16 protein-coding genes and 1 pseudogene are annotated in these 23,637 nt (G+C 66.4%); 11 read left to right on the top strand and 6 right to left on the bottom strand.

Annotated features, from left to right (window positions below):
- From FBT69_12210 to FBT69_12185, 6 genes are all read left to right on the top strand, one after another.
- Positions 1-1,657: tetratricopeptide repeat protein (locus FBT69_12210; GenBank protein ID MDL1905556.1), on the top strand; the 1,657-nt coding region annotated here is incomplete at its 5' end.
- A 98-nt stretch (positions 1,658-1,755) separates the two neighbouring features.
- On the top strand, positions 1,756-5,643 hold the full coding sequence (locus FBT69_12205; GenBank protein ID MDL1905555.1) for a hypothetical protein: 3,888 nt from the start codon (positions 1,756-1,758) through the stop codon (positions 5,641-5,643).
- A 211-nt stretch (positions 5,644-5,854) separates the two neighbouring features.
- Positions 5,855-5,953 (top strand): hypothetical protein, encoded by a 99-nt coding sequence (locus FBT69_12200; GenBank protein ID MDL1905554.1) that lies wholly within the window; start codon positions 5,855-5,857, stop codon positions 5,951-5,953.
- A complete protein-coding gene (locus tag FBT69_12195; GenBank protein MDL1905553.1) occupies positions 5,914-6,750 on the top strand; it encodes a hypothetical protein in 837 nt (278 codons plus the stop codon). Before FBT69_12200 ends, FBT69_12195 begins: the two co-directional genes overlap by 40 nt.
- A 26-nt stretch (positions 6,751-6,776) precedes the next feature.
- Positions 6,777-7,970 carry an aminotransferase class I/II-fold pyridoxal phosphate-dependent enzyme gene (locus tag FBT69_12190; protein ID MDL1905552.1) on the top strand — a complete coding sequence of 398 codons (1,194 nt, stop codon included), beginning with the start codon at positions 6,777-6,779 and terminating at the stop codon, positions 7,968-7,970.
- Positions 7,971-8,007: 37 nt separating this feature from the next.
- Positions 8,008-9,408 carry a short-chain fatty acid transporter gene (locus tag FBT69_12185; GenBank protein MDL1905551.1) on the top strand — a complete coding sequence of 467 codons (1,401 nt, stop codon included), beginning with the start codon at positions 8,008-8,010 and terminating at the stop codon, positions 9,406-9,408.
- Here FBT69_12185 and FBT69_12180 read toward each other — a convergent pair.
- Both FBT69_12180 and FBT69_12175 read right to left on the bottom strand, forming a co-directional pair.
- Positions 9,359-9,754, bottom strand: a complete 396-nt coding sequence (locus FBT69_12180) for a DUF2752 domain-containing protein (protein ID MDL1905550.1) — start codon at positions 9,752-9,754, stop codon at positions 9,359-9,361. The two genes, FBT69_12185 and FBT69_12180, sit on opposite strands and share 50 nt — an antisense overlap.
- 160 nt (positions 9,755-9,914) lie before the next feature.
- Positions 9,915-10,142: pseudogene (locus FBT69_12175) on the bottom strand (DUF4190 domain-containing protein).
- Positions 10,143-10,252: 110 nt separating this feature from the next.
- On the opposite strand from FBT69_12175, the gene FBT69_12170 reads away from it, so the two are divergent.
- Complete coding sequence (locus FBT69_12170; GenBank protein ID MDL1905549.1) at positions 10,253-11,593, top strand: DUF4147 domain-containing protein; 1,341 nt, start codon at positions 10,253-10,255, stop codon at positions 11,591-11,593.
- 3 nt (positions 11,594-11,596) lie between these two features.
- Complete coding sequence (locus FBT69_12165; protein ID MDL1905548.1) at positions 11,597-14,092, top strand: hypothetical protein; 2,496 nt, start codon at positions 11,597-11,599, stop codon at positions 14,090-14,092.
- A 30-nt stretch (positions 14,093-14,122) separates the two neighbouring features.
- On the opposite strand, the gene FBT69_12160 is transcribed toward FBT69_12165, so the two are convergent.
- A complete protein-coding gene (locus tag FBT69_12160) occupies positions 14,123-17,947 on the bottom strand; it encodes a hypothetical protein (GenBank protein MDL1905547.1) in 3,825 nt (1,274 codons plus the stop codon).
- Positions 17,948-18,050: 103 nt separating this feature from the next.
- On the opposite strand from FBT69_12160, the gene FBT69_12155 reads away from it, so the two are divergent.
- From FBT69_12155 to FBT69_12145, 3 genes are read left to right on the top strand one after another with little or no spacing between them, the layout of a single operon-like run.
- Positions 18,051-19,046, top strand: coding sequence for a sugar phosphate isomerase/epimerase (locus FBT69_12155; protein ID MDL1905546.1), 996 nt, complete (start codon positions 18,051-18,053; stop codon positions 19,044-19,046).
- A 30-nt stretch (positions 19,047-19,076) separates the two neighbouring features.
- Complete coding sequence (locus FBT69_12150) at positions 19,077-20,237, top strand: Gfo/Idh/MocA family oxidoreductase (GenBank protein MDL1905545.1); 1,161 nt, start codon at positions 19,077-19,079, stop codon at positions 20,235-20,237.
- On the top strand, positions 20,158-21,486 hold the full coding sequence (locus FBT69_12145) for a DUF1080 domain-containing protein (GenBank protein MDL1905544.1): 1,329 nt from the start codon (positions 20,158-20,160) through the stop codon (positions 21,484-21,486). Before FBT69_12150 ends, FBT69_12145 begins: the two co-directional genes overlap by 80 nt.
- A 9-nt stretch (positions 21,487-21,495) precedes the next feature.
- Here FBT69_12145 and FBT69_12140 read toward each other — a convergent pair whose 3' ends face one another.
- Genes FBT69_12140 through FBT69_12130 form a run of 3 tightly spaced genes read right to left on the bottom strand, consistent with a single transcriptional unit; the run spans position 21,496 to position 23,580 of the window.
- Positions 21,496-21,945 carry a sugar phosphate isomerase/epimerase gene (locus FBT69_12140; protein ID MDL1905543.1) on the bottom strand — a complete coding sequence of 150 codons (450 nt, stop codon included), beginning with the start codon at positions 21,943-21,945 and terminating at the stop codon, positions 21,496-21,498.
- A gap of 25 nt (positions 21,946-21,970) precedes the next feature.
- The gene (locus tag FBT69_12135; protein MDL1905542.1) at positions 21,971-22,285 is read right to left on the bottom strand and encodes a hypothetical protein; all 315 of its coding nucleotides are present in this window, start codon (positions 22,283-22,285) and stop codon (positions 21,971-21,973) included.
- Positions 22,282-23,580, bottom strand: coding sequence for an MFS transporter (locus FBT69_12130; protein MDL1905541.1), 1,299 nt, complete (start codon positions 23,578-23,580; stop codon positions 22,282-22,284). Before FBT69_12130 ends, FBT69_12135 begins: the two co-directional genes overlap by 4 nt.
- Positions 23,581-23,637 lie beyond the last annotated feature (57 nt).

The following is a 23,637-nucleotide window of genomic DNA, read 5'->3' as shown; positions in this document are numbered from 1 at the left end:
GCGCCGCCACAGGACAGCCGCCGCGACCGCCGCGGTCGTCGCCATCACGCTCCTCGCCGCGACGGGTGTCTCCGTGGCGTTCGGCGTCGAGGCGACCCGACAACGAAAGAAGGCTGAGAGTCACCTGCGCGACGTATCCGCAGTCGCTTCCTTTCAGAGCCGGATGCTCAGCGATCTCGATCCAGCGGTTATGGCAGGCACTCTCACTGACTTGCTCACGGCCGATGTTGCACGCACGCTCGAATACGGCATCGGAGATGCCGTGCTGGACGCATCTGCGGAGGTATTTGCCGACTACCTTCGGCTCGCGAATCCGACCAACGCGGCGCTTTCCGTCCTCAGCAAGCATCTCCTGGAACCGGCGGAGCAGGCCGCGGAGAGCGAGTTCGCGGATCGCCCGCTCGTGCTTGCCAGCCTGCTCGGAACGATCGCGGATAGTTACATGATGTTGGGACTTCCGCAGGCGGCAGAACGGCCGCGATCGCGATCGATCGATCTCTTTCGCGCCGAACTGGGCGAGTCGGCCGCGCCGACGCTCGATGCCTTGCAGAGCGAGGCGGCCATGCTGAGCCAGCTCGGGCGATCGGCCGAGGCAGAGCAGCGACTGCTGAAGATTTTCGCCATTCGGTCGGCGATCCTTCCGGACGGCCATCCCGACACGTTATGCCCGCTCGTCGGTTTGGCAGACGCGGCGTTCAACCTGGGCCAACTCGACGTTGCTGATGCCCGCTACCGGCGGGCGCTGGACGGCTTTCGCGACGCGCTCGGACCCGATGCGCCCGAGACCCTCACGGCGATGAACTCGCTCGGAAACTTCCTCGGACAGATCGGACGAATCGAGGAATCGGAGCGACTCCTTCGAGACGCATATGAGGGAAGGCTTCGGACACTCGGCGACGAGCACCCAGATACGCTCGACACGGCGAGCAGCCTCGGCGCCCTGCTGAATGTGACCGGACGGTTCGGCGAAGGCGAGGCCATCCTCCGTGAAAGCCTGGCCATCCGCAGGAGGCTGCACGGCGACAATCATCCCTCGACCATCACGAACATCAACAATCTCGCAACTCTACTTTCCGAGTATCCGGATCGTGCCGACGAGTGCCACGTCCTCCTCCGCCTTGCTCTGGAAGCGAACCTCCGACTGCATGGTCCCTTGCATCAAGACTCGCTCCTCGCGACGAGCAACCTCGCCACGTTCCACGCATTTCGGCGCGAGCACGAACTGGCCGAGCCACTCTTGCGACAGGTCTGGCTCGGGAGCGACGCCGTCCTTGGCCCTGAACACCCCGACTCGATCATCTCTCGCGGCATGTACAGCAGCGTGCTCCGCAGCATGGGTCGGCATGACGAGGCGAGGATGCATCTCGAAGCCTCGCTCGGCCTCGCCCAGCGCCACTTGCCGCCGGACCACCTTTATGTCCCCGTGCTGATGGTCATGCTCGGGAAGACGTACTTGGCGGCACGCGACCCCGCTGCCGCGGTTCCCGTGCTCCTCGAGGCCGCGACTGCGCTCGAAGGCCTTCTGGGGTCCGCTGCAGGTTCCTTTCTCGATGCCGCGGCAGCACTTGCGGACGCCTACGACATGCTCAACGCCATCGAGCCAGGCGCTGGCCACGCCGACGAAGCAGCCAAGTGGCGGGCACGTCTCGGCGGTTGATTTCCCTGTGCTTTGTCGTACTTCGGAGCAGCCCGTCGCTTTGGGTGCGGGACATCCCGCCAGCCGCCTGTCCCGCGGCCAGTGCGAAGGGGTACACGATGAGCCAGAAGGCGGCCGACCGGCTCTTCGAGAGTCTCGAATCCCGCACCCTGCTCGCGGTCTTTACCGTGGACACGCTTGCCGACGTGGTGGACGGTAACTACTCAGCGGGCAACCTCAGCCTTCGCGAGGCGATCCAACTCGCGAACACGGATCCGGCCCGCGATGAGATACGGTTTGCGCAGGGCATCCACGGCGGGACGATCAACCTTTTGCTGGGTCAGTTGGAGATTACCGAGGAGCTGGACGTCATCGGTCCGGGTTCGGGCAAGCTGACGATCAACGCGGGAGGGAACTCACGCATCTTCTCCGTGAACATCGGGACCGCCGAGGACGTGCGGGACGTTCGGCTCGAGGGAATGATGCTCATCGGCGGAAAGGCCGAGTTCGGCGGCGCGATCCATTCCAAAGAGAATCTGGACATCCGTGATGCCATCATCAGCAGCAACGAGGCAACCTTTTGGCCTGGAGGTGGCGGGATCGAGGCCCGTGACACGACAGTCGTCGTCAGAAACAGCATTGTCTCCGGCAACATTTCGAAAGACTCGGGAGGCGGCATTCACGCACGCTCGGTTACTGTCGAAGATTCAATCTTCTCAGGCAACACGTCGCTGGGTGGGGGAGGCGGCGTCTCTCTCACAAACGGTGGGACCACTGTCGTCAAGGACTCGATCTTTACGGCAAACTCGGCGCCGGGGGGGAGCGGCCTGTTGGCGATCGACCATGCGAGCGTCCTCATCATGGGCTCCCAGTTCGTCGGCAACGTGACGGGCGCTGCTGGCGGCGCGGTCGCCGTGCTCGGTATCAGCGTGAATCCGGCGATTGCGATCGAGGGATCAGCCTTCATCAGCAATGAGAACGGGGCCTTGATCGCGGACGCACTGGGCGTGCTCATGATCGTGGGAATCAAGGACTCGGTGTTCAATGACAATACTTCGACGAGCGCGGGATTCGGCGCGGTCAGCCTGGGATATGCGGATGCTGATGTCAACGGCTGCCAGTTCAGCGGCAACAGCGGGCCGAGCGCTGGCGCGATCAGCATCTCCGCCGGGAACCTGTCGATCATCAGCTCGGAGTTCACCGGCAACGTGACGACCGATCACGCCTGGGGCACCACGGGCGGGACGATCGCCGCGGGTACCGGGTTTGCCGGAACATTGGCCATCATCGACAGCTCTCTGACGGGCAATACCGGCACGAAAGCGAGCGCTGTCCACTTGAACTCGCAGGCAGCAGGCGGAGCGACTCTGTTCATCGAACGGACAACCATCAAGGGCAACTCGAGCGACAACGCGGACTACGGCACCATCTCCGTCGTCGCCACCAACGGCGTCCAGCCTCACCAAGTCACGGTGAGAGAGTCGATCATCTCCGAGAACACCGGCCGCGGTCTGAACCTGTGGGGGCACACGGTGATCGAACGCAGCACAATCACCGGAAACACCACGACAGGGTGGGGCGGTGGGCTGTACCACTTCGGCAACGATGGTTCTCTCGAAGTGATCGATTCCCGCTTCGAAGGAAACCAGGCGTCTCAAGGGGGCGGTCTGTACGCCGGCGGCAGGAGCACGACGATCCGCGGCTCTCTCTTCCGCGCGAACACGTCATCGGGACAGGGCGGCGGGCTGTTCGTGGGCCCGACGCACGACGGGTCCGCCCTGATCATCAACTCCACCATCAGCGGCAACAGCGCGGTGACCAACGGCGGAGGCCTGTTTGCTGCACGAACGACGATCGCAAACTCCACGATTGTCGGCAACACCGCTGATGCGAACGGTGTCGGCTTCCAAGGCGGCGGCATTTGGTTCGCGACCTACAGCGGGCAGGACAACGAGAACTACCTGTACTCGTCCATCGTCGCACACAACACCCGCACGAACGCCGCCCAGGAAAGCCAGACAACGCCAGACCCTGCCGGTGAAAGCCATAACCTGATCGGCGGCGACCCCATGCTCGCGCCACTCGGCGACTATGGTGGCCCGACGCCGACGTACGCCCTCCTCGCGGGCAGCCCCGCCATCGACGCCGGCTCAAACCTGCAGAACCTTGACACCGACGCCCGCGGCAAGGCCCGCGTCTTCGGCGCGGCCGCGGACATCGGCGCGTTCGAGCACAACGGGCCTCCGGTATTCGCGTCGCTCACACCGTCCAACACGCCTGTCGGGTTGTCGGACTCCTTCACGCTTACCGCAATCATCGCTGATCCTGGCGACGCACCGATCGTCGAGGTACGGTTCTATCACGACGCCAATCGCAACGGCGTCCCCGACGACGGCGAACTTCTCTCGACCGACTCGGACGCCTCCAACGGCTGGACAACAGTCGTCGGGCCGTTCCCCGGGGCAGGCCCCGCGGAGACGTTCATCGCCGTTGCGGTCAATGCGATCGGCTTCTCGAACGACGGCTTCGCGGCCGACGTGGCGTTCGATGCGTCGAATGAGCACCCGGTCGTGCAATCGCTCATCGTCTCATCGGGTGCGGTGGAGCGGGGGGCATCCTTCACCCTGACAGCGACAGCGACGGACGAAGATGGCACGATCGTGGAGGTCCGATTCTTGGCGCTCTTCGATCTCAACGGTGACGGCGTGGTCGATGCCAACGACGTCATCGTCGACTCCGACGGCAGCAACGGCTTCACGGCCGTCATCGCGGCCGCAGCGTCGAGCCGCATTCCCACCGGTGAGCCTGCTCGCTTCAGACTGATTGCTGTTGACAACGTCGGCGCTTCCAGCGAACCGACCGACTTCGAGTTCGATCCATGGCTCTCCCGATTCCTGCACAGCGCGGCTCATGTCAGCGCCGCCAGTGACAGCGGTGATACACACCGCATTATTGGCGTCAATATGGACGGCCGCGTCTTCGTTTTCGAGCCGACGGATACCGGCTGGCGTGTCCTCGGGGCGAGTGCCGGCGAACTTGCTACCTTCACCGGTCCCTCTACGACATGGACCGACCCGAAGGACGGCCTGGTCTACGCAGCCGCAGTCACCAACGAGGGCCTCGTTCTCCTGAGACGCGGCTTCGAGGGGCAGTGGACAGTCCGACTCCTCACGACCGAACTCGCCGGCTCGATCGCGCCCGCCCGAGCGATCACGCACTTTATCTCCACGGACGGCATCATCGTCTTGGTCGGTGTTGCGCAGGACGGCCGCATGGTCGCTTTCCAGCAGACAGGCGCCGCGGATGTCGCAGGCAATCCCCTCTGGACCTTCGTCAACATCTCCGACGACCACCTCACCCCGCAGGGCATGGCGACGCCCGACCTCAACGACCTCATCGCTTATGTCACCAACTGGAATGCGTGGCACCTTGCCGGCATCGACGCCGACGGGAACATCCAGTCCATCTGGATCATGCCCGGCGTGTTCGATCTCTGGCGGGTGGACAACCTTTCCGAGATTACGGGCGCGCCCCTCATCAGCGGGCAACTGGCCGTCACACTCACGGCTTGGGACGGCATCAACCTCGCTGGCCTCAACGCCGACGGGCGCCTCATGGTAACCTGGTGGGTGCCGCAGTTCGGCGGTGACTGGCTGACCAACGACCTCACCGAGAACGCCGGGGGTCCGCTGCTGGTTCCCGGCCAACTGACCGGCTACACGACACCCTGGGGCGGCCTGAACTACGCCGGCCTCGACGGCCAGGGAGCACTGACCGTCTACTGGTGGACTCCGACGCTGGATCTCTGGGTGGTTTCACCGCTCATTGAGGGGCTTCCCGAGGGGGCGACGAGACCGACCGGCAGGCTCGCGTCCCATGCTTCTGCGGTCGGGACGCTAAACATTCTTGGCGTCGGTCCCGGCGGCGAGGTGATCCGTGTCCACTGGGCACCGGGGATGGACTCTTGGATCACCGAGAACCTCAGCGAGGTCGCCGTCCACGCCTGATCGTGGGATGGCGGGCGGCGAACGCGGCGAGCAAGCCCCGGCGAAGGATGCCGGGGCTGTTCGCTTCGGGATGATCGCGATCATGTGCGGCCGCATGGGGGAGGAGCCGGTATCGTCAGCGGCCCATCACCTTGGAGACGGTTCATGCTGCGCTTCGCCACGATCGCGGTCTCGTCCCTGATCTCGATCGTCGCGTTCGGTCAGGTTCGCCTTGACCTGCACTGGCGGTGGGTCGAGGGTCAATCCCGCACCTATCGCGTGGTGGAGGAGATGGACCAGTCGATCGCGGGCGCGGAGGGCACGGGACTGAAGTGGGTCCGCACGATCCGCTACCGCGAGGAAGTCCGACGAGCGGACTCACGCGGTGTGGCGACAGTCGAACGGACCTACGAGGCGATCGCCGTGGTTGTCACGCGCGATGGGAAGCGCGTCGAGTACGACTCCGATCAGCCCGGCACGCACGAGGCAGCGTCGGACCCCATGATCGCTCCATTCGCCGCGCTGGCCGGCAAGACGATCAGTTTCGATGTTGACGCGGAGGGTCAGGTGCTCGCTGTTCGCGGCGTGTCGGAGCTGATGAAGTCCGTGACGTCGCCGCTTTCCGGCGGCGCCCTTGACACCCAACTCGAAGCGTTCAACGCGACGCTGACAGACGAGTCCATGCGACAGCAGATCGAGCAGTCCCTGCGGCTGGTCCCGGGGCGGGGCGTTCGCACGGGCGAGTCGTGGGAGACCGCCATCCGGCAACCGATGCCCGTCGTCGGCGTGGTCGAGTCGCGGACCCTGTACACGCTCCGAGGGACGGCTCGGCATGCAACGCGATCGTGCGCCCGCATCGAGTCAGCCGGTACGCTCTCGCTCGTGCGGCAGGAGAACGACGACCTGTCCCGGTTGCTCGAAGGGCTGGTCCGAGTTCGCCTGACCGATTCTCGTCTCGCTGGGGAAACGCTCTTCGACCATGCCGCCGGGTGCATCGCGCGGTCTGAAATGTCGATGGATTCGGACTGGTCGGTCTCGATGCCGGACCTGACCGACCCAGCAAAGAAAGTCGAGCAGACGCAGCGGATCCGCCAGCGAGCGACGCTGGAACTGGTCAGCGGCGATTGAGTCGAGCGGCCCGGTATCCTTCCGCCATGGCAGCGCCGACCGTCGCCGATCGCCTCGCACCGTTCGGAACCACGATCTTCGCCGAGATGACCGCGCTTGCCCTGCGCCACAACGCGATCAATCTCTCCCAGGGTTTCCCCGACTTCGACGGGCCGGCGTTCGTCAAGGACGCTGCCAAGGCCGCGCTGGATGCCGGTCACAACCAGTACGCCCGCACCCTCGGCGTGCCGCCCCTCAACGAGGCGATCGCGGACTGGTTCCGGCGCGGCGGAGGACGGCCGGTCGATCCGACCACCGAGGTCACTGTCACGAGCGGCTGCACGGAGGCTCTCGCCGCGTGCTTCCTCGGTCTGCTCAACCCCGGCGACGAAGTGATCCTCTTCGAGCCGTTCTATGACTCGTACCGGGCGGGCGTCGCGTTGGCGGGCGGCGTCGCGCGGTTCGTCACGCTTCGGCCCGGGGCGGATCGCCGGTTTGCATTCGACGAGGACGAACTGAGCAGCGCCTTCGGGTCGCGCACTCGGGCCTTGGTGCTGAACACCCCGCACAACCCGACTGGCAAGGTCTTTACGCGCGGCGAACTGGCCCTGATCGCGTCCCTCTGCGAGCGGAACGGCGTGACGGTGATCTCGGACGAGGTCTACGAGCGATTGACATTTGACGCGGACAGGCCGCACGTGTCGATCGCGTCGCTGCCGGGCATGACTGAGCGGACGATCGTGTGCTCAAGCCTCGGCAAGACGTTCAGCCTGACGGGGTGGAAGATCGGCTGGACGATCGCGCCGCCGAACCTGACGGCCTGCGTGCGGGCGGCGCACCAGTTCCTGACGTTCGCGACCGCGACGCCGCTGCAGCACGGTGCTGCGGTCGCGCTGAGCGACCCATCGAGTGAGCCGTATGTTCGGGGCCTCGTCGCGGAGTACCGGGCGGGCCGGGACTTTCTCGCCGATGCCCTCGCGTCGCTCGGTTTCGGCGTACATAGGCCTGACGGAACATACTTCATCATGGCCGATCACACGCCGGTCAGCCGTCGTCTGGGTCTCGCAGACGACGTGGTGTTCTGCCGCAACCTGACGGCCGAGGTCGGCGTCGCAGCCATCCCGCCGAGCGTCTTCTACGAGCACAAAGAGTGCGGCCGACCGTTCGTCCGCTTCGCGTTCTGCAAGAGAAGGAAAACGCTGGAGGAGGCGGTGCGGAGGCTGCGGCTCGCGCTGGGCTGAGGGGCACGGACACGCGAGCGGCGGTACTCTGGTCTCCATGATCTCCACACTCGGCCTCCGCATCAGTGCGGCCTTCCGTCGCACCGCGCCCGACCCGTTCGTACTGGCCGTGCTGCTCACGCTCGTCACGTTCGTGCTCGTTCTCACGCGAACGCCGGCGTCTTTCTCGGCCTCGGTCTCGATGTGGGCTGGCACGGAGGGGGTCTGGTCAGCGGGGATGCTGCGGTTCGCGATGCAGATGTGCCTGATTCTCGTGACCGGGCACGCGCTGGCGTCCAGCCCTCCTGTCTCGCGCATGCTGGACGCATTGGCCGCTGCTCCGCGGTCCGCACCGAAGGCAGTTGCGCTGGTCGCCCTCGTTGCGGCCTCGCTGGGCGTGCTGAACTGGGGACTGGGGCTGATCGCCGGCGCGCTCATGGCTCGGCGGGTCGGCGCGGCCATGGAGCGTCGCGGGGTCGCGGCCCATTACCCTCTGCTCGCCGCAGCCGGCTACGTCGGCCTGCTGGTCTGGCATGGCGGGTTCTCCGGCAGCGCGCCGCTCAAAGTCACGCAGCCGAGCGAAATCCGGGACATCTTCGGGCCGGATGCTCCATTCGGGCCGATTTCACTGGCCGGCACGATCCTCAGCCCGATGAACCTGGCCGTGACGGGCGGGCTGCTGGTGCTCGCGCCTGCGTTGCTGGCGATGATGTCGCCGCGGCGAGCCGAGGACGTCGAGCCTGCATCCCGGTTCATCTCGGCCGAGCCTGATCCCGCGCTGCCTCCCGAGCAAGACAAACCATTCCTTCCCCGCCTGCTCGAAGACTCGCCAGTTGTCACGCTCTTGCTCGTCGCCCTGATCGCGTGGTGGGCGTGGGGGTACTACCTGCCGCCGACAGACCCGACAACCGGCGCTCGGCCTCCTTCGGGCATCACGCAGTTGACGCCCGACACGGTCAACATGACCATGCTCATGCTTGGGCTGCTGCTGCACGGCACGCCGCGCAGGTACGTCCGTGCAGTGGAGCGGGCGGCGTCGGGGTGCGCCGGGATCATCCTGCAGTTCCCGCTCTACGCGGGAATCATGGGGCTGATGGCAGGCTCCGGCCTGACGGTGCAGATGGCACGGGCAATCGCGGACACGTCCAGCCCGACGACGCTGCCGTTCCTGACGTTCGTCAGCGCGGCGATCGTCAACCTGTTCGTGCCGTCGGGCGGTGGGCAGTGGGCGGTGCAGGGTCCGATCGCCATGCACGCCGCCGCCGACGCGGGCGTTGATCCGGCGAAGATGGTGATGGCGGTCGCCTACGGGGACCAACTGACGAACATGCTCCAGCCGTTCTGGGCCTTGCCGCTCCTGGCGATCACGGGGGTGAAGGCACGCGACATCGTTGGCTACACGGCCATCGTCATGGTTGCGGCAGGGGCGTGGATGGCGGCAGGGCTGCTGCTGTTCTGATCTCGGCAGGATCGGCGACGATGCCGCGGTGGTACGCGATGATGTAGGCCCAGTTGGCGATGAATGCGGCGCCGACGAGGCACCAGGCGATCCTTCGGCCGTGGGTTCCGAGGCCGAGATTGAGGCGCTTGCCGAAGCCGATTCGCATCACGCCGACGCCGGCGAGGGCTGCGCCGCCGATCGTTACGAAGGGGTTGTATCGCAGCGCGGAAGCGGCGTCGCCTTGGGCGAGGGAGAACACTGCCCGCGTGGAACCGCAGGTGCCGCAGGGGATGCCGGTTGCCCTGCGCAAGGTGCAGGTGATCGGGGCATCGCCGCCGTGCGTGCGCCAGAGTTCCAGCGCCATGACGCTGCCGCCCCAGAGTACGACAATCGCGACGATCCACCACGGGACCGGCAAACGTCGGCTTGCTGTGACGAGGCGGGGTTTCACGGGTACCTCAAGGGCCGCCCGCGCCGCCCGCAGCGCCTGCAGCGGCCAAGCCGAGGCCCAACGCGATCAGCACGACGTAGAGCAGGATCATCAACACGCTCAAGATGAGAAACACGGTTCCGATGATCCCACAGATCATGCCGGCTTGTGTCAGCCCGCGACCTTCTCGGTCCATGGTGCCGGCGTCGATCCGCTTCAGGTCGCCCTTGCCCATGATCCACGCGAACGGTCCGAGGATCGCGCACAGGACGATGCTCAGGATGCCGAACACGAGAATCAACACGCCGCGGTGCGGGGCCACGACGGACGAGTGTGTGGTAGGAGGGGTCTGAGTCACGGTCTGCTCTCCTGGATTCAGAGGGCCAAGTGCCCGGGGCGTGTCCCGGCCAGAATACCGTCTCAAGGCCTTCCATGCAGTCAAGCCTCATGCCGAGATTCGTCCGACAAGCCGAAACCCTTCGCCCCTCGGCCGAGTGCCTGGTGCGAGCGGTGGTTGCATCGTGCGATCCCGCCCGGCTTGTTCGGGAGGGCTGGCCGGGCGATTTCAGGGTTGCAGGCTCCGTGGTGCTGGTGGCGGTGGGAAAAGCCGCTCCGGCGATGGCAGCTGCCGCGTACGAATGCCTTGGTGACGCGCCGACGGAGGGCGTGGCGGTCTTTCCGTCGGGAGTGCCCGGGACGGATCGCCTCGCGGCCCTAGGAGTCGAGGCCTTCGAGGCGGATCACCCGGTTCCGACTGCCCGCAACCTGCATGCGGCCGCGCGCGTCGCGGCACTCGTCGAGTCCATGCCGAGCGACGGCACGCTCCTGCTGCTGCTCTCGGGCGGAGCGTCCGCGATGCTCACGCTACCGACAGAGGGGTTGACGCTTGATGACCTGGCGGCAGTAACGCGAGCGTTGCTTCGCGCCGGAGCGCCGATCGACGAACTCAACGCTGTGCGAAAGCACTGCGAGCGGCTCAAGGGCGGCGGCCTGGCACGGCTTGCTTCGCCTCGGCTGGTGCAGGCGCTCATCCTCTCAGATGTTGTGGGCGATCGACTTGACGTCATCGGCTCAGGCCCGACCGCACCGGATCCGGCAACGTACGCGGAGGCGCTGGACGTGCTGCAACGCCGCGGAGTGATCGATGCGTCGCACACCGTGACCGAACACCTCCGCAGTGGCGCGGCCGGGCGGCTGCCCGAAACCCTCAAGCCCGGCGATGCCGCGTTTGTTCGCGTCCGCAACTCGATCATCGGCGGGAACGAAACCGCGCTCAGCGCTGCGGCGACTCGGTTGGCCTCTGAGGCCTTTCGCGTTGTTGCGGTCGAGCGCGGGGTTACGGGCGAAGCGGACGAGATCGGACGCGAACTCGCGAGGCGGATTCGGGCGATCCCCGCTGCCGACCGACCGGCATGCGTCCTGCTCGGGGGTGAGACGACCGTGACCGTGGGCGAGGCGCGAGGGATCGGTGGACGGAACCAGGAGCTGGCCCTCGCGGCCGCGATTGAACTCGACGGGGAGCCTGGACTTGGCGTGCTCGCCTTCGCCACAGACGGGCGCGACGGCCCGACCGACGCCGCAGGGGGCTTTGTCACCGGGACAACCGCAGCGGACGCCCGCGCGCGCAACCTTGATCTCCCATTTGCGCTCCGCGAGCACAACAGCCATGTCGCGCTCGACGCCCTCGGCTGTCTGATCCGAACCGGACCGACCGGCACGAACGTCAACGACATCGCGGTCGGCTACGCTCTCTGCACCGGACCCGGAGGCTGACCCATGAGCACGATCGCCCGATGGCTCGCCGTTCTGCTCGCGTGTGCCTTCGCGGTTACCTGCCGCGGGCAGGGCGTCACGCCCGTCGGAGAGTGGATCGGCGAAGCGATCGTCGTCGGCGACGTGGGCCGTGGCGGCCGATCCGCGGTCTACACCGATGCCGTCGGGCGGCTGATCGTGCGCGGCGAGTGGAAGTCCCCGGCGGAAGGCGACGTGGTTGCGCTCCCGAATGGTGACGAACGGCGCTGGGAACGCATCGCCGCGAATGACGAAGGCTGGTTCGCCCACGCCGCGCTGCGGAACGGCTACGCCCGACTCAACGTGCGAACGATGCACGGCGGCCTGTTCGTGCTCGAAGCGTCCGGGCACAGCATGGTCTACGTCAACGGCCAGCCGCGAGTCGGCGACCCCTATCAGACGGGGTACGTTCGTCTGCCAATCGCACTGCGCCCAGGCGACAACGAACTGCTTTTCGCGTGCGCGCGGGGTCGGTTGCGGGCGCGGGTGATAACACCGCCTTCGCGAGTGTTCTTCGATACCGGCGACCTGACACTCCCTTCGCTGGTGCAGGGTGAGGGCGCAGTGCTGCACGCGGGCGCGGTTGTGGTGAACACCGATCGCGTGGCGGCCCGAGAGCTGACCGTGCGCGCGGAGGCGTTGGCTTCGGACGGCACGCCCCTGGCTGAGCTGCACTCGGATGTCGGGATTCTGTGGCCGCACTCGACCCGAAAGGTTCCGATCGACCTGCCCGCGGTGCAGGGCACGAGCCTCATCGACCGGAGCGTTCGATACAGGCTGACGCTGGAAACTGCCGACGGCGCCGTGCTCGCGACAACCGAGATCACCCTCGACGTGCGCTCTCCGAACGAGCAGCACGACCGCACGTTCATCAGCGGTATGGACGGCAGCGTGCAGTACTACTCGGTGCGACCGGGAGTGATCGCGGATGGCGTCACGCCGGGGCTGATCCTGACGCTGCATGGCGCGAGCGTTGAAGCCCGGAGTCAGGCCGCGTGCTATGCGCCGAAAGACTGGGCGCACGTCGTCGCCCCCACGAACCGTCGCCCGTACGGCTTTGACTGGGAAGACTGGGGGCGGCTCGACGCGATGGAGGTCCTCCGGATGGCGTCGGCACGCTTCGGCACTGACCCGCGACGCACCATCGTGACCGGACACTCGATGGGCGGCCACGGCACGTGGCATCTCGGGGTCACATTCCCCGACCGCTGGGCGGCGATCGGACCGAGCGCTGGGTGGGTGAGTTTCTGGTCGTACACGGGCGCTGCCCGCTACGACTCGGCCTCCGGCGTCGAGGCGATCCTGATGCGGGCGACCAGCCCGAGCGACACGTTGGCACTGAGGCGCAACCTCGACGGCCTCGGCGTGTACGTCATCCACGGCGACGCGGACGACAACGTTCCGGTCGACCAGGCACGCACGATGCGCAAGGAAGTGGGGGAGTGGCACCGGGATTTCCAGTACCACGAGCAGCCGGGAGCGGGGCACTGGTGGGGGAACGAGTGCGTGGACTGGGAGCCGATGGTCGAGTTCTTCAAGGAGCGCCGTCGTGACGAGATGCCCGCGCGTGTGTCGTTCGTGACGGCCGGCCCGGGGGTCTCGGCGACGCGGGATTGGGTGACGATCGAGCAGCAGCACGAGAGCATGAAGTTCAGCCGCGTTGACGCGGTGATGGACCCATCCGCCCGCCGAGTCGTCGTCGCGACCGAGAACGTCGCGCGTCTCGCCCTTGACCTGCGGGGCATGGAGGAAACCGGACGAATCGCGGTTGAGATCGACGGGCGCGAGATCGACTCCACCTGGCCTGAAACAGGTGTGCTTCACCTGATGAACGGCGCAAGCGATGAGGGTGTCAGGGGCAGAGGTTGGTCGGTTGCCCGGCCGCTTCACCCGTCCACGAAAGGCCCGCACCGGTCCGGCCCGTTCAAGGCCGCGTTCGACAACCGTTTCGTCTTCGTCGTCGGCACGCTCGGCAACGAGGCCGAGATGAACTGGGCCTTCGCCAAGGCCCGCTACGACGCGGAGACGTGGTGGTACCGCGGCAATGGCACGGTCGAGATCGTTCCGGACCGCCTCTTCGATCCGGCCGCAGAGGTGGATCGAAGCGTCATTGTCTACGGCAACGCCGACACGGTCTCGTGCTGGGATGCGCTTCTCGGCGATTCTCCGGTTCGCGTGACATCGTCCGAAGTGCGCGTCGATGAGCGAATCGTGAGCGGGGACGACCTGGCCGTGCTGTTCTGCCGACCGCGGCCGGGAAGCGAGCGGGCCATGGTCGGGGTGGTGTCCGGCACGGGCCTGGCCGGACGTCGCCTTACGGATCGCCTGCCGTACTTCGTTTCCGGCGTGCAGTACCCGGACTGGATCGTGCTCGACGCGACGATGCTCGAGCGCGGCGTGCATGGGGTGATCGGGGCGGGATTCTTCGGCAACTCGTGGGAGGTCGATGCCCGGCAGAGCGCATGGCGCGACCCGGAGTGACAAACTCCGTGCGCACGACCGGGACAGCGCCTACCGCGGCCCAAGCCTTCGCACGGTACCCTCGGCCCGATCGGTCGGCTCCGGCTCTGGTGTCCCGCCCTGACGTGCTTCGCCCGGCGGCGCATTCAGCAGGCGAAGTTGGAAGTCGTGGATGAGATCGCGGTAGTGATCGCCCCAGATGCCGTGGCGGAACTGCGGGTAGAGCATGATCTCGAATGGACGGTTGGCCTCTTGGAGGGCCTTGGCCAGCCGCGTCGTGTTCTGCATGTGGACGTTGTCGTCCATCGTGCCGTGCAGGATCAGCAGCCGGCCGTGCAGGTTCTTCGCGGCCTTGACGGCCGAGGTCGCGTCGTAGCCGCCGGGATTCTCCTGCGGTGTGTCCATGAACCGCTCGGTGTAGATGGTGTCGTAGTCGCGCCAGTCGGTCACGGGCGCACCGGCAATGCCCGCCGCGAAGAGGTCGCAGTTCGTCATGGCGTAGGCGGTGATGAACCCGCCGTAGGAGTGTCCGGACATGCCGATCCGTGAGCCGTCGATTCCCGGCTGTTGTTTGAGCCAAGTGATCGCGTCCACGATGTCTTCGAGTTCGGGCACGCCGAGGCGGCGGTACGCCGTCCATGCGCTGACCGCTCCCTTGCCGCTCGCGGAGTAGGGATCCGCGCGGAAGACCACGAAGCCGACGTTGGCGAGCATGTGATCGGCGGCGTTGCCGAGGGACCACCCGCCGCGCACGGTCGGCGCGTGCGGGCCGGCATACGTCGTGAACCAGACGGGATGGGGTCTGGCCGGGTCGAAGTCCGGCGGGTAGAGCACGGTGGCATCAAGCATGGGACCGCGGCGCGAGGGGATGCGGGCGCGTTCGAATCGCCCGAGGCGCCACTCGTCAAGGTCCGGCACGGGGTTGGTGTCGAGCATTCGGACGATTGAGTCGTCGTCGGCGCGGACAGCGACTCTCGTGGGCCTTTCGTCGTCGGACCAGGTGTCGATGAAAAGCGTGCCCGAGGGGTTGACGGAGACGCGGTGGCTGCCGGGCGTAGTGGTCAGGCGTGTGAGGCCGGTGCCGTCGAGATTGATCCGGTAGAGGTTGTTGGTGAGATGGTCGTCCTCGGGTGTGGAGGCGGTGAAGAAGAGCCGGGAGTTCTTCTCGTCGAGGAGCTCGACGCCGCGCACCTCGAAGTCGCCGGTCGTGACGGGCCTGATGAGCGAGCCGTCGCGGGCGTAGTGATAGAGGTGTTTCCAGCCGGTGCGTTCGGAGTCGAGCAGGAATGAGCCGTCCTTGAGGAACCGGGGCGCCCACGGGGCCTCGATCCAGGCCTGCGTTGAGTCTCGGAAGAGCACGGCAAACGAGCCCGCGTTCGGATCGACGGTGCAGAAGTCCAACCATCGCTGGGCGCGGTCCTGCACGAAGAAGTACGCGGTGCGTGAATCCGGCCACCAGCCGACGCCGGTGACGATGAACGAGCCTGCGGTGTAGCGGGCGAGATCGGCGAAACGGGGCTGACCGCCCGCGACCGCCACGATCCCGACGCGAACTTCAGGGTTCGGCCTCCCGGGCTTGGGGTAGGTTGTCGTCTCGATCCGTTGCGGCTCGGGCACGTCGTCCACGATCGTGAACGTATCCACCATAGAGGTATCGGTCTCGAAGAACGCGATGCGCGACGAGTCGGGCGACCACCAGTAGGTGCGCCACGAGCGGCCGAAGATCTCCTCGAAGTAGACCCAGTCCGCCTTGCCATTGAGCAGGCGCTCGGAGCCGGTGGTGGTGAGGCGGCGTTCGGTGGCCGTGTCCACGTCAACGACGAACAGATCGTTGTCGCGGACGAACGCGACGAACCGACCGTCCGGGCTGAACGAGGCCAGTTCCTCGCGACCGGGCGTCGCGGTCAGGCGCCGGGCGGCGGATCCGTCGAGTCGTGCGTAGTAGAGGTCGTCGCCGTGCTCGAAGAACCCCGCGGCGCGGTCTTCGGTCGTCTGCGAAAACGCCAAGCGGTCGGCGATCCGTCGGGCGGTGGCATCGTCGATCGTCGGAAGGGCGGCGAGTGCCTGCCGCAAGGCGGAGGTGTCCGGCTGGGGCTGTGCGGTCGCCCGGCCGGTGCGCGCGTTGACGGCATATCGCGTGCCGTCCTTTGTCTGGGCGAAGTGCTCGTCGTCGAGCCACTCGCCGACGCGGACGGGCGAGCCGTTGAGGTCCGGTCGGCGGCGGTCGCGGTAGACGCTGTCGAAGGTGATCGGTCTGTCGAAGATGCGGTCCTCGTCGATCGGGGGCTGATCGGAGCGTGTGAGCGGAACGGGCGTGAGAACGCGCAGGATCGGATACGGCTCTCCCAGGCGCAGCCCGTCGTCGAGCGCGTTCCAGAGGGTCAGGCCATCCTCGCTCATCGGCTCGAGGAGCAGCACCGCGAGCGGACCGAGCGGCTGCGCGGTTCGCACGATCGCCGTGCCGGCTTCGATGCGCGGCGCGACCGCTTCCGCGCTCGCGGTGACGCGCGTCATGCGGTGTCCCTGGAACGGGCGATCTGCCCGCTCGATCGAGTCGATGCGCAGGCATTCGGCGTCCAGTTCGGCGTCCTCGCGGAGTTCTTCGACGGTGATGCCGTGACGCTTCAAGCTCTCGATCACGACGCTCAGATGAGGTGGGATCAGGTATGCCCACGGGAGGCGCACCGCCCGTTCCGACTCGTAGTCGAGCCAGAGTTCGCACTCGTAGTCCTTCGGCTGTTCCGTGGCGACGCGCCTGCCGTCGCGCTGCTCCATCTCGAACCCCTTTACCGCCGCCTTTTCCCCGAGCGGCGCGGCCCGGGTCCGCACTGCGACCAGGTCGTCATCCTGCGGTGACTCGCCGGCCCGCGATGCGCGACGATCCACCTCGCGCAGCAGTTTGACGATCTCGTCCTTCCGGGCGGCCGCGTCTTCGACGATCGCCCGGCAGAAATCCAGCGTTGCGATCACCCGGTCCTTGAACGGCGCATACGAGTACGCTTCCGAGAGGATGGCGATCCGGTTTCGCAGGCCGACGTAGTTCGTGCTGTAGCGAGGTTCGGCGGGGAACGAGGTCCACTTCGTGTGATCGTCCTCGAAGTTGCCGTAGAAGAACGTCTCGTGGCCTTTCGTTTCGCGGAGTGTCTCGGTGACGCGAGGCAGCATCCCATCGCGCACCCAGCGGATCAGTTCGGCGTCCCCGGCCGGGTGCTTCGGGCCTGAGTAGGTGAGCACGTAGCGGTGCGCGGAGCCGTTCGTGGTGTGTGTGTCCACGAAAACATGCGGGTCCCAGCGACGGAGGAAGCGGATGAGGGCCTGCGTCTCGGGAGCCTCTGCCTTCATGAAGTCACGGTTGAGGTCGAACCCCTGGGCGTTCGGGCGAACGCCCATGCGCTCGGGGCCGACCTGTCCGGGCCGGTTACCCGGCTCCATGCGCTCATTGCCGTCGGCGTTGTAGATCGGCGCGATGCAGACGATGACGGACTTCAGTACGCCCGGTTCGTCGGCGAAGGCGAGTTCGCGGGCGAGCATCATCAGGGCTTCCTTCCCACAGACCTCGCCGGCATGAATGTTGCCGATGAGCAGGGCGACGACTTTCCCAGAGGCCTTTGCTTCCTCCGGCGTCGCAACCGGTGGATCAGCGACGACCAGCAGAGGAAGTTCGCGTCCCTCGACCGACCGGCCCAGTTCGGCCAAGTGGACGCGGGGTGACCGATCCGCCAGCCGTCGCGCAAGGTCCATGACCTCTGCGTGCGTCGCAGTCTGCGTGTACCCGGTGCGTTCTGCCTTGGTGAGCAGTTCCTCGGGCTGTCCGCGGCCGACAGTCGCGAGAACAGTGAGCGTCAGCATCGTGAGAGCGAACAGACGGTGGCGCATGGTCGATCCTTCCGGTTGGCGACTCGGTGACAGGGTAGCGGAACAGGCGGTGTGATACCCTGTCGGACCCGGGCGGGCGGCCCGGAGATGAGAGGAACCCCCGATGACACGACCTGTCACGCTGTTCACCGGCCAGTGGGCCGACCTTGGTCTTGAGGAAATGGCCGCCAAGGCGGCGTCGTTCGGGTACGACGGTCTCGAACTTGCCTGCTGGGGCGAGCACTTCGACCCCGTCCGCGGCGCAAGGGACAAGGCCTATTGCGACGGACGGCACGCCCTGCTCGCGAAGCACGGTCTGAAGTGCTGGGCGATCTCGAACCACCTCGTCGGTCAGGCGGTCTGCGACCTGATCGACGGGAGACACAAGTCGATTCTCCCGCCGCACGTTTGGGGCGACGGCGAGCCGGAGGGCGTGCGGAGCCGGGCAGCGGAGGAGATGAAGGCGACGGCACACGCGGCCGCGAACCTCGGCGTGAAGGTTGTCAATGGGTTCACCGGCTCGGCGATCTGGCACAAACTCTACTTCTTCCCGCCGACGGGTCAGAAGGACGTGGATGCCGGGTTCGATGATTTCGCGCGGCGGTGGGGGCCGATCCTCGACACCTTCAAGGAGGTCGGCGTGCGGTTCGCGCTCGAAGTCCACCCGAGCGAGATCGCCTACGACCTGTACACCGCGGAGCAGGCTCTCGCGGCCGTCGGGAATCACCCCGCCTTCGGCTTCAACTTCGACCCGAGCCACCTCGTTTGGCAGGGCGTGGACCCCGCGCGATTCATCGACCGTTTCCCCGACCGTATCTTCCACGTCCACATGAAGGACGCCGCGACGACGCTCGACGGCATGAGCGGCATCCTCTCGTCGCACCTGCCGTTCGGCGACGCGCGACGCGGGTGGGACTTTCGCTCGGTCGGGCGCGGCGACGTGAACTTCGAGGAGATCGTCCGTGCCCTGAACCGGGCAGGGTACTCCGGGCCGCTGAGCGTGGAATGGGAGGACAGCGGCATGGACCGCGAGCACGGTGCACGCGAATCGTGCGAGTACGTCCGGTCGCTGGACTTCACGCCGTCCGGAAGAGCCTTTGATGCTGCCTTTGAAGAGTGAATCCACGATGAATGAAATCGGACACACACTATGACGAGCACGAACAACAACCGGCCCCTTCGGATGGGCATGGTCGGCGGAGGACAGGGAGCCTTCATCGGAGCCGTGCACCGCATGGCCGCGCGACTCGACGGCGGCGTCGATTTCGTCGCCGGCGCTCTCTCGGCATCGCCCGAGAAGGCCAGGGCGAGCGGACGAGACCTCGGTCTCGACGACCGCCGAAACTACGAGTCGTGGGAAGCGATGCTCGAACGCGAGCGCTCTCTGCCACCGGGCGAGCGGATCGACTTCGTCAGCATCGTCACGCCGAATCACGTTCACTTTCCGGTGGCGAGGGCCTTCGTCGACGCTGGCTTCAACGTCGTCCTCGACAAGCCGATGGTGCACACCAGCGAGCAAGCCGCGGAACTCGCCGCGCTCGTCACGGCACGCAACGTCGTCTTCTGCGTCACGTACAACTACTCCGGCTACCCGCTCGTGAAGCAGGCACGCGAGATCGTCCGCTCCGGTGAGATCGGCGAGGTGCGCAAGGTCGTCGTCGAATACAACCAGGGATGGCTCGCCAACCGGCTCGAAGCGACCGGACAGAAACAGGCCGACTGGCGAACCGACCCGGCCCGCTCCGGCCTCGGCGGCGCGATAGGCGACATCGGCTCGCACTGTGAGCAACTCGTTTTCTACGTCACCGGCCTCGAACTCAAGACCCTCTGCGCCGACCTCACCACGTTCGTCCCCGGCCGAATGCTCGACGACGACGCGAATGTTCTGCTCCGGTTCCGCGGCGGTGCGAAGGGCATCCTCTTCGCCTCGCAGGTCTGCGTCGGCAACGAGAATGATCTGCGCCTGCGCGTCTGGGGAACGAAGGGCGGCGTCGAATGGCATCAGGAAGAGCCGAACGCTCTCGTCGTCAAGCGGCTCGGCAAGCCTGAGCAGGTCTACCGCCGCGGCAACGACTACCTCGGCGACGCCGCGAAACGTACCACCCGCCTGCCCTCCGGCCACCCCGAGGCCTTCATCGAGGCCTTCGCCAACGTCTACCGCGCCGCGTGCGAGGCCGTCCGCACAGGTGCTGGCGCCAAAGGCCCGGCGCGCCACGACTTTCCCGGTGTCGATGACGGCGCCCGAGGCGTCCGGTTCATCGAGCGGACCGTCGAGAGCAGCAAGGCCGAGCAGAAATGGCTCGCGTTCTGACACCAAGGGAGTCGGTGCAATGAACAGCCTGACTCGCGCTGCCATCACCACGACGCTCACGCTCGTACAGACTGTTGCAGCGCAGCACAACACGCTCACCGCCGAGGAGCGCGAGGCGGGCTGGACGCTCCTCTTCGACGGCCGCTCGCTCGAAGGCTGGACGACCGCCGGCAACATCGAAGCCTGGGGCGTCAAGGACGGCGAGATCCATACCGCCGGCAACAACGGCTGGTGGCTGCGCACCACCCGCATGTACCGCGACTTCGAACTCAAACTCGAGTTCCTCATCCCGCCCGGGGGCAACTCCGGAGTCGGCCTGCGCGGGTCCAGCGTCGGCGACCCGGCCTTCACAGGCATGGAAATCCAGATCTACGACACGCACGGCCAGGAACCGGGCCTCTCGCACTGCGGCGCGGTCTACAACGCCATCCCTCCGGCGACTCAGGCCGTACGCCCCCCGGGCGAGTGGAACACCTACCACATCCGCCTCGTCGGCGACACGCTCGACGCATGGCTCAACGGCGAGCGCATCCACGACGGGCAGAAACTCGACGGCCGCGGCATCTTCCGCACGCCAGACCAGCCCCTCCCACTCCGCGATCGCCTGACGACCGGCTTCATCTCGCTCCAAGACCACGGCAACCCGGTCTGCTTCCGCAACATCAAGATCATGGACCTCTCCCCGGACCCGGATCCAGGCGACTTCGTCCCGCTCTTCAACGGCCGCGACCTCGACGACTGGTTCGCCAAGGGGACAGGCCGGTGGACCGTCGAGGGCGGTACGCTCGTCGGGCGTGACGGCGGCGGGCACCTCTACACAGAGCGAGTCTTCACCGACGTTGAGATCAGGGCATTCGTGCGGGTGAACACTCGCGGCAACAGCGGCTTCTACCCGCGAGCCGCCCCGCCCCAGAACAATCCGGAGACGTGGCCCATGGGGTACGAGGCCCAGATCGACAACCACGATCCGCGCAACTGGACCGGATGTGTCTACGGCCGTGCCTGGCCTGAGCGAGGCTTCGCCAGGACGCTGATCACGCGCGACAATGCCTGGTTCGACTACCGCGTGCGAGTCGTCGGCAGCCGCGTCCAAACCTGGATCAACGGTGTGCCGATGGTGGACGCGGAGATCGAGCCGTTCCCGCAGGGGCACGTCGCCCTCCAGACCCACCACCCGGGCAACGTCGTCGAGTGGCGCGACATTCAGGCACGCGAGATCAGCGCAGAGCAGACGCCGACGGCTCCCTGACCATTCCGCCTAGGTAAGCAGCGGTCGTATGTACTCCGCAGCCGACCGCACGTCTTCTACTCGCCGCTCGCCCGACTCACGCTCGATCACGAGGTCGCAGCGGAGGTCCGCATCTCGATAGACATAGAAGAAATCAGGCCAGCGCACAGCCCCCTCGCCGAGTGGCGTTTCCGTGCCCCACGTGCCGGGTTGGTCCGTCGGGAGGGCATCCTTGAGGTGGAGCTGAGCGACGGAGTGCGAGAGCCGCGTGAAGGCGGTGATCGGGTCGCCCATGCCGTAGAGGATCATGTTGGCGGGGTCGAAGTTCACACCGACGGGCGCAGGAGGGGCGATCGGGCCGCTGTTGAGATCGTCCAGCACGGAGATCAGCGTGTCGGCTGTCTCCTGTCCTGTTTCGAGGGCGATGCGCACGCCGTGCGAGCCGAAGACGCTCGCGAGGGTGCGGAGGCGTTCGAGCATCCGCTCCCGCTCGGGGTCTGCCGGTTCATGGGGCAGCGTTCGCCCTTGCCGCTGCGAGATTGTCGTGCCACGTCTCGTCGGGGCGAACCCCGCCCGTTCGCCGGATGGAGTCGAGCGTCGAGTAGTCCTCGCCCTTCATTCCCATCATGCTGCTGACGATGGCGATGCCCTCACCGGCCAGAACGCGTACCGTCTCGCCCTCGTCCCACTCGCCGCGCCGGATGGGGTCCAGAGCGAGTTGCACCCCGTCCAGCCCGCACGCCCGCACCTTCGCGGCCAAGTCGGCAGGGCCGGTCGGCAGGAGCGACCACGAGCAGACGGCCAGACGCGGCCCGGTCACACCGCGGTCTCCGACTGGTCGGGACCGAGGGGCGTGCGATCGACCTGTGCCGGTGTAGCCGTCACTCGATCCTTGAAGAACAGGAAGAAAATGACCATGACGATCGCGGCGAAGAGGCAGGGGACAAGCCAGAGTTTGTCCCACGCGATGACGGTGGTGCCGTCCGCAGCCGGGGTTGAGTAGTGATCGACGAGCCTGCCGGCGACCTGCGCCCCGATGAACATGCCCAGTCCCTGCGTGACAAGCACGAGAAAGCCCTGCGCGGACCCGCGAACGTGGACGGGGGCTTTCTTGTCGGTATAGATGAACCCGGTCACGAAGAAGAAGTCGTAGCAGATGCCGTGGAGGATGATGCCGATGAGCACCATGGGCATCAGGTGGTTGCCGGTCGCGCTGTCCCATGCTCCCGCGAAGAGGCCGTACCGGGCGACCCACGCGCCCATGCCGATGAGCAGCATCCACTTGACGCCGAGCCGGACGAAGCAGAGCGGCATGACGAGCATGAAGAATATCTCAGAGATCTGGCCTGCGGACATGGTGAAGGCGATGCGCTCGAAACCGACCGCACCCGCGAACTGGCCGGCGAAGGCGTAGTAGGCCGCCAGCGGGATGCAGATGAGGAATGAGCAGATGATGAAGACGGCAAACGAGCGGTCCTTCATCAGGACGAGCGCGTCAGCTCCGACCGCATCGCGTGCGGAGAACGCCTTGCCTTTCGCTGGTGGCGGCGTGTGGGGGAGGAAGAACGAGTACGCACCGAGCATCAGCCCGGACGCGCCGGCCACGTAGAACATGCCGGCGGACGTGTCGAGTGCCAGGAACGAAACGACCCAGTTCGCCACGATCCATCCGATGGTGCCGAACACTCGCACCAGGGGGAACTGCTTCTCGCCGTTGGTCAGGTTGTGGAACGCGAGCGTGTTCGTCAGCCCGAGCGTGGGCATGTAGAGCAGCATGTGCACGAGCACGGCGATGATGAAGAGTTGAGGCGAGACGCCGGCCGCCGTCGGCGCCGCGAGAAGCGCCAGCCCTCCGAGCAGGTGCATCGTACCGAGCACGCGCTCCGTCGGAAAGAAACGATCGGCGACCATGCCGAGGAAAAACGGCGAAACGATCGCGGCGATCGGTCCGACTGAATACGCCCATCCGATCAGAGAGCCGGACATTCCGCTCGCGTTCATAAACGGCCCCATCGTGACGTACCACGCCCCCCAGACGAAGAACTGGAGGAACATCATGGCGCCAAGTTGCACAGCGACGGCCGTGCCGGAACGGGACGATGGGGCTGCTGTCATGGAAGAACTTCCTCACGGGTGCGGGCGGGATTGACAACGGGCCGCGAGTGTACCACG

It is taken from the genome of Synechococcales cyanobacterium CNB (assembly GCA_030263455.1).
Classification (GTDB): domain Bacteria; phylum Planctomycetota; class Phycisphaerae; order Phycisphaerales; family UBA1924; genus CAADGN01.
This window is presented reverse-complemented; position numbering and strand designations above follow the sequence as displayed.

Bases quoted from the DNA above. Each gene is read 5' to 3' on its own strand.
- FBT69_12205 (MDL1905555.1), top strand. From the start codon at position 1,756: ATGAGCCAGAAGGCGGCCGACCGGCTCTTCGAGAGTCTCGAATCCCGC.
- FBT69_12195 (MDL1905553.1), top strand. From the start codon at position 5,914: ATGGACCAGTCGATCGCGGGCGCGGAGGGCACGGGACTGAAGTGGGTC.
- FBT69_12190 (MDL1905552.1), top strand. From the start codon at position 6,777: ATGGCAGCGCCGACCGTCGCCGATCGCCTCGCACCGTTCGGAACCACG.
- FBT69_12185 (MDL1905551.1), top strand. From the start codon at position 8,008: ATGATCTCCACACTCGGCCTCCGCATCAGTGCGGCCTTCCGTCGCACC.
- FBT69_12180 (MDL1905550.1), bottom strand. From the start codon at position 9,754: ATGGCGCTGGAACTCTGGCGCACGCACGGCGGCGATGCCCCGATCACC.
- FBT69_12170 (MDL1905549.1), top strand. From the start codon at position 10,253: ATGCAGTCAAGCCTCATGCCGAGATTCGTCCGACAAGCCGAAACCCTT.
- FBT69_12165 (MDL1905548.1), top strand. From the start codon at position 11,597: ATGAGCACGATCGCCCGATGGCTCGCCGTTCTGCTCGCGTGTGCCTTC.
- FBT69_12160 (MDL1905547.1), bottom strand. From the start codon at position 17,947: ATGCGCCACCGTCTGTTCGCTCTCACGATGCTGACGCTCACTGTTCTC.
- FBT69_12155 (MDL1905546.1), top strand. From the start codon at position 18,051: ATGACACGACCTGTCACGCTGTTCACCGGCCAGTGGGCCGACCTTGGT.
- FBT69_12150 (MDL1905545.1), top strand. From the start codon at position 19,077: ATGACGAGCACGAACAACAACCGGCCCCTTCGGATGGGCATGGTCGGC.
- FBT69_12145 (MDL1905544.1), top strand. From the start codon at position 20,158: ATGACGGCGCCCGAGGCGTCCGGTTCATCGAGCGGACCGTCGAGAGCA.
- FBT69_12140 (MDL1905543.1), bottom strand. From the start codon at position 21,945: ATGCTCGAACGCCTCCGCACCCTCGCGAGCGTCTTCGGCTCGCACGGC.
- FBT69_12130 (MDL1905541.1), bottom strand. From the start codon at position 23,580: ATGACAGCAGCCCCATCGTCCCGTTCCGGCACGGCCGTCGCTGTGCAA.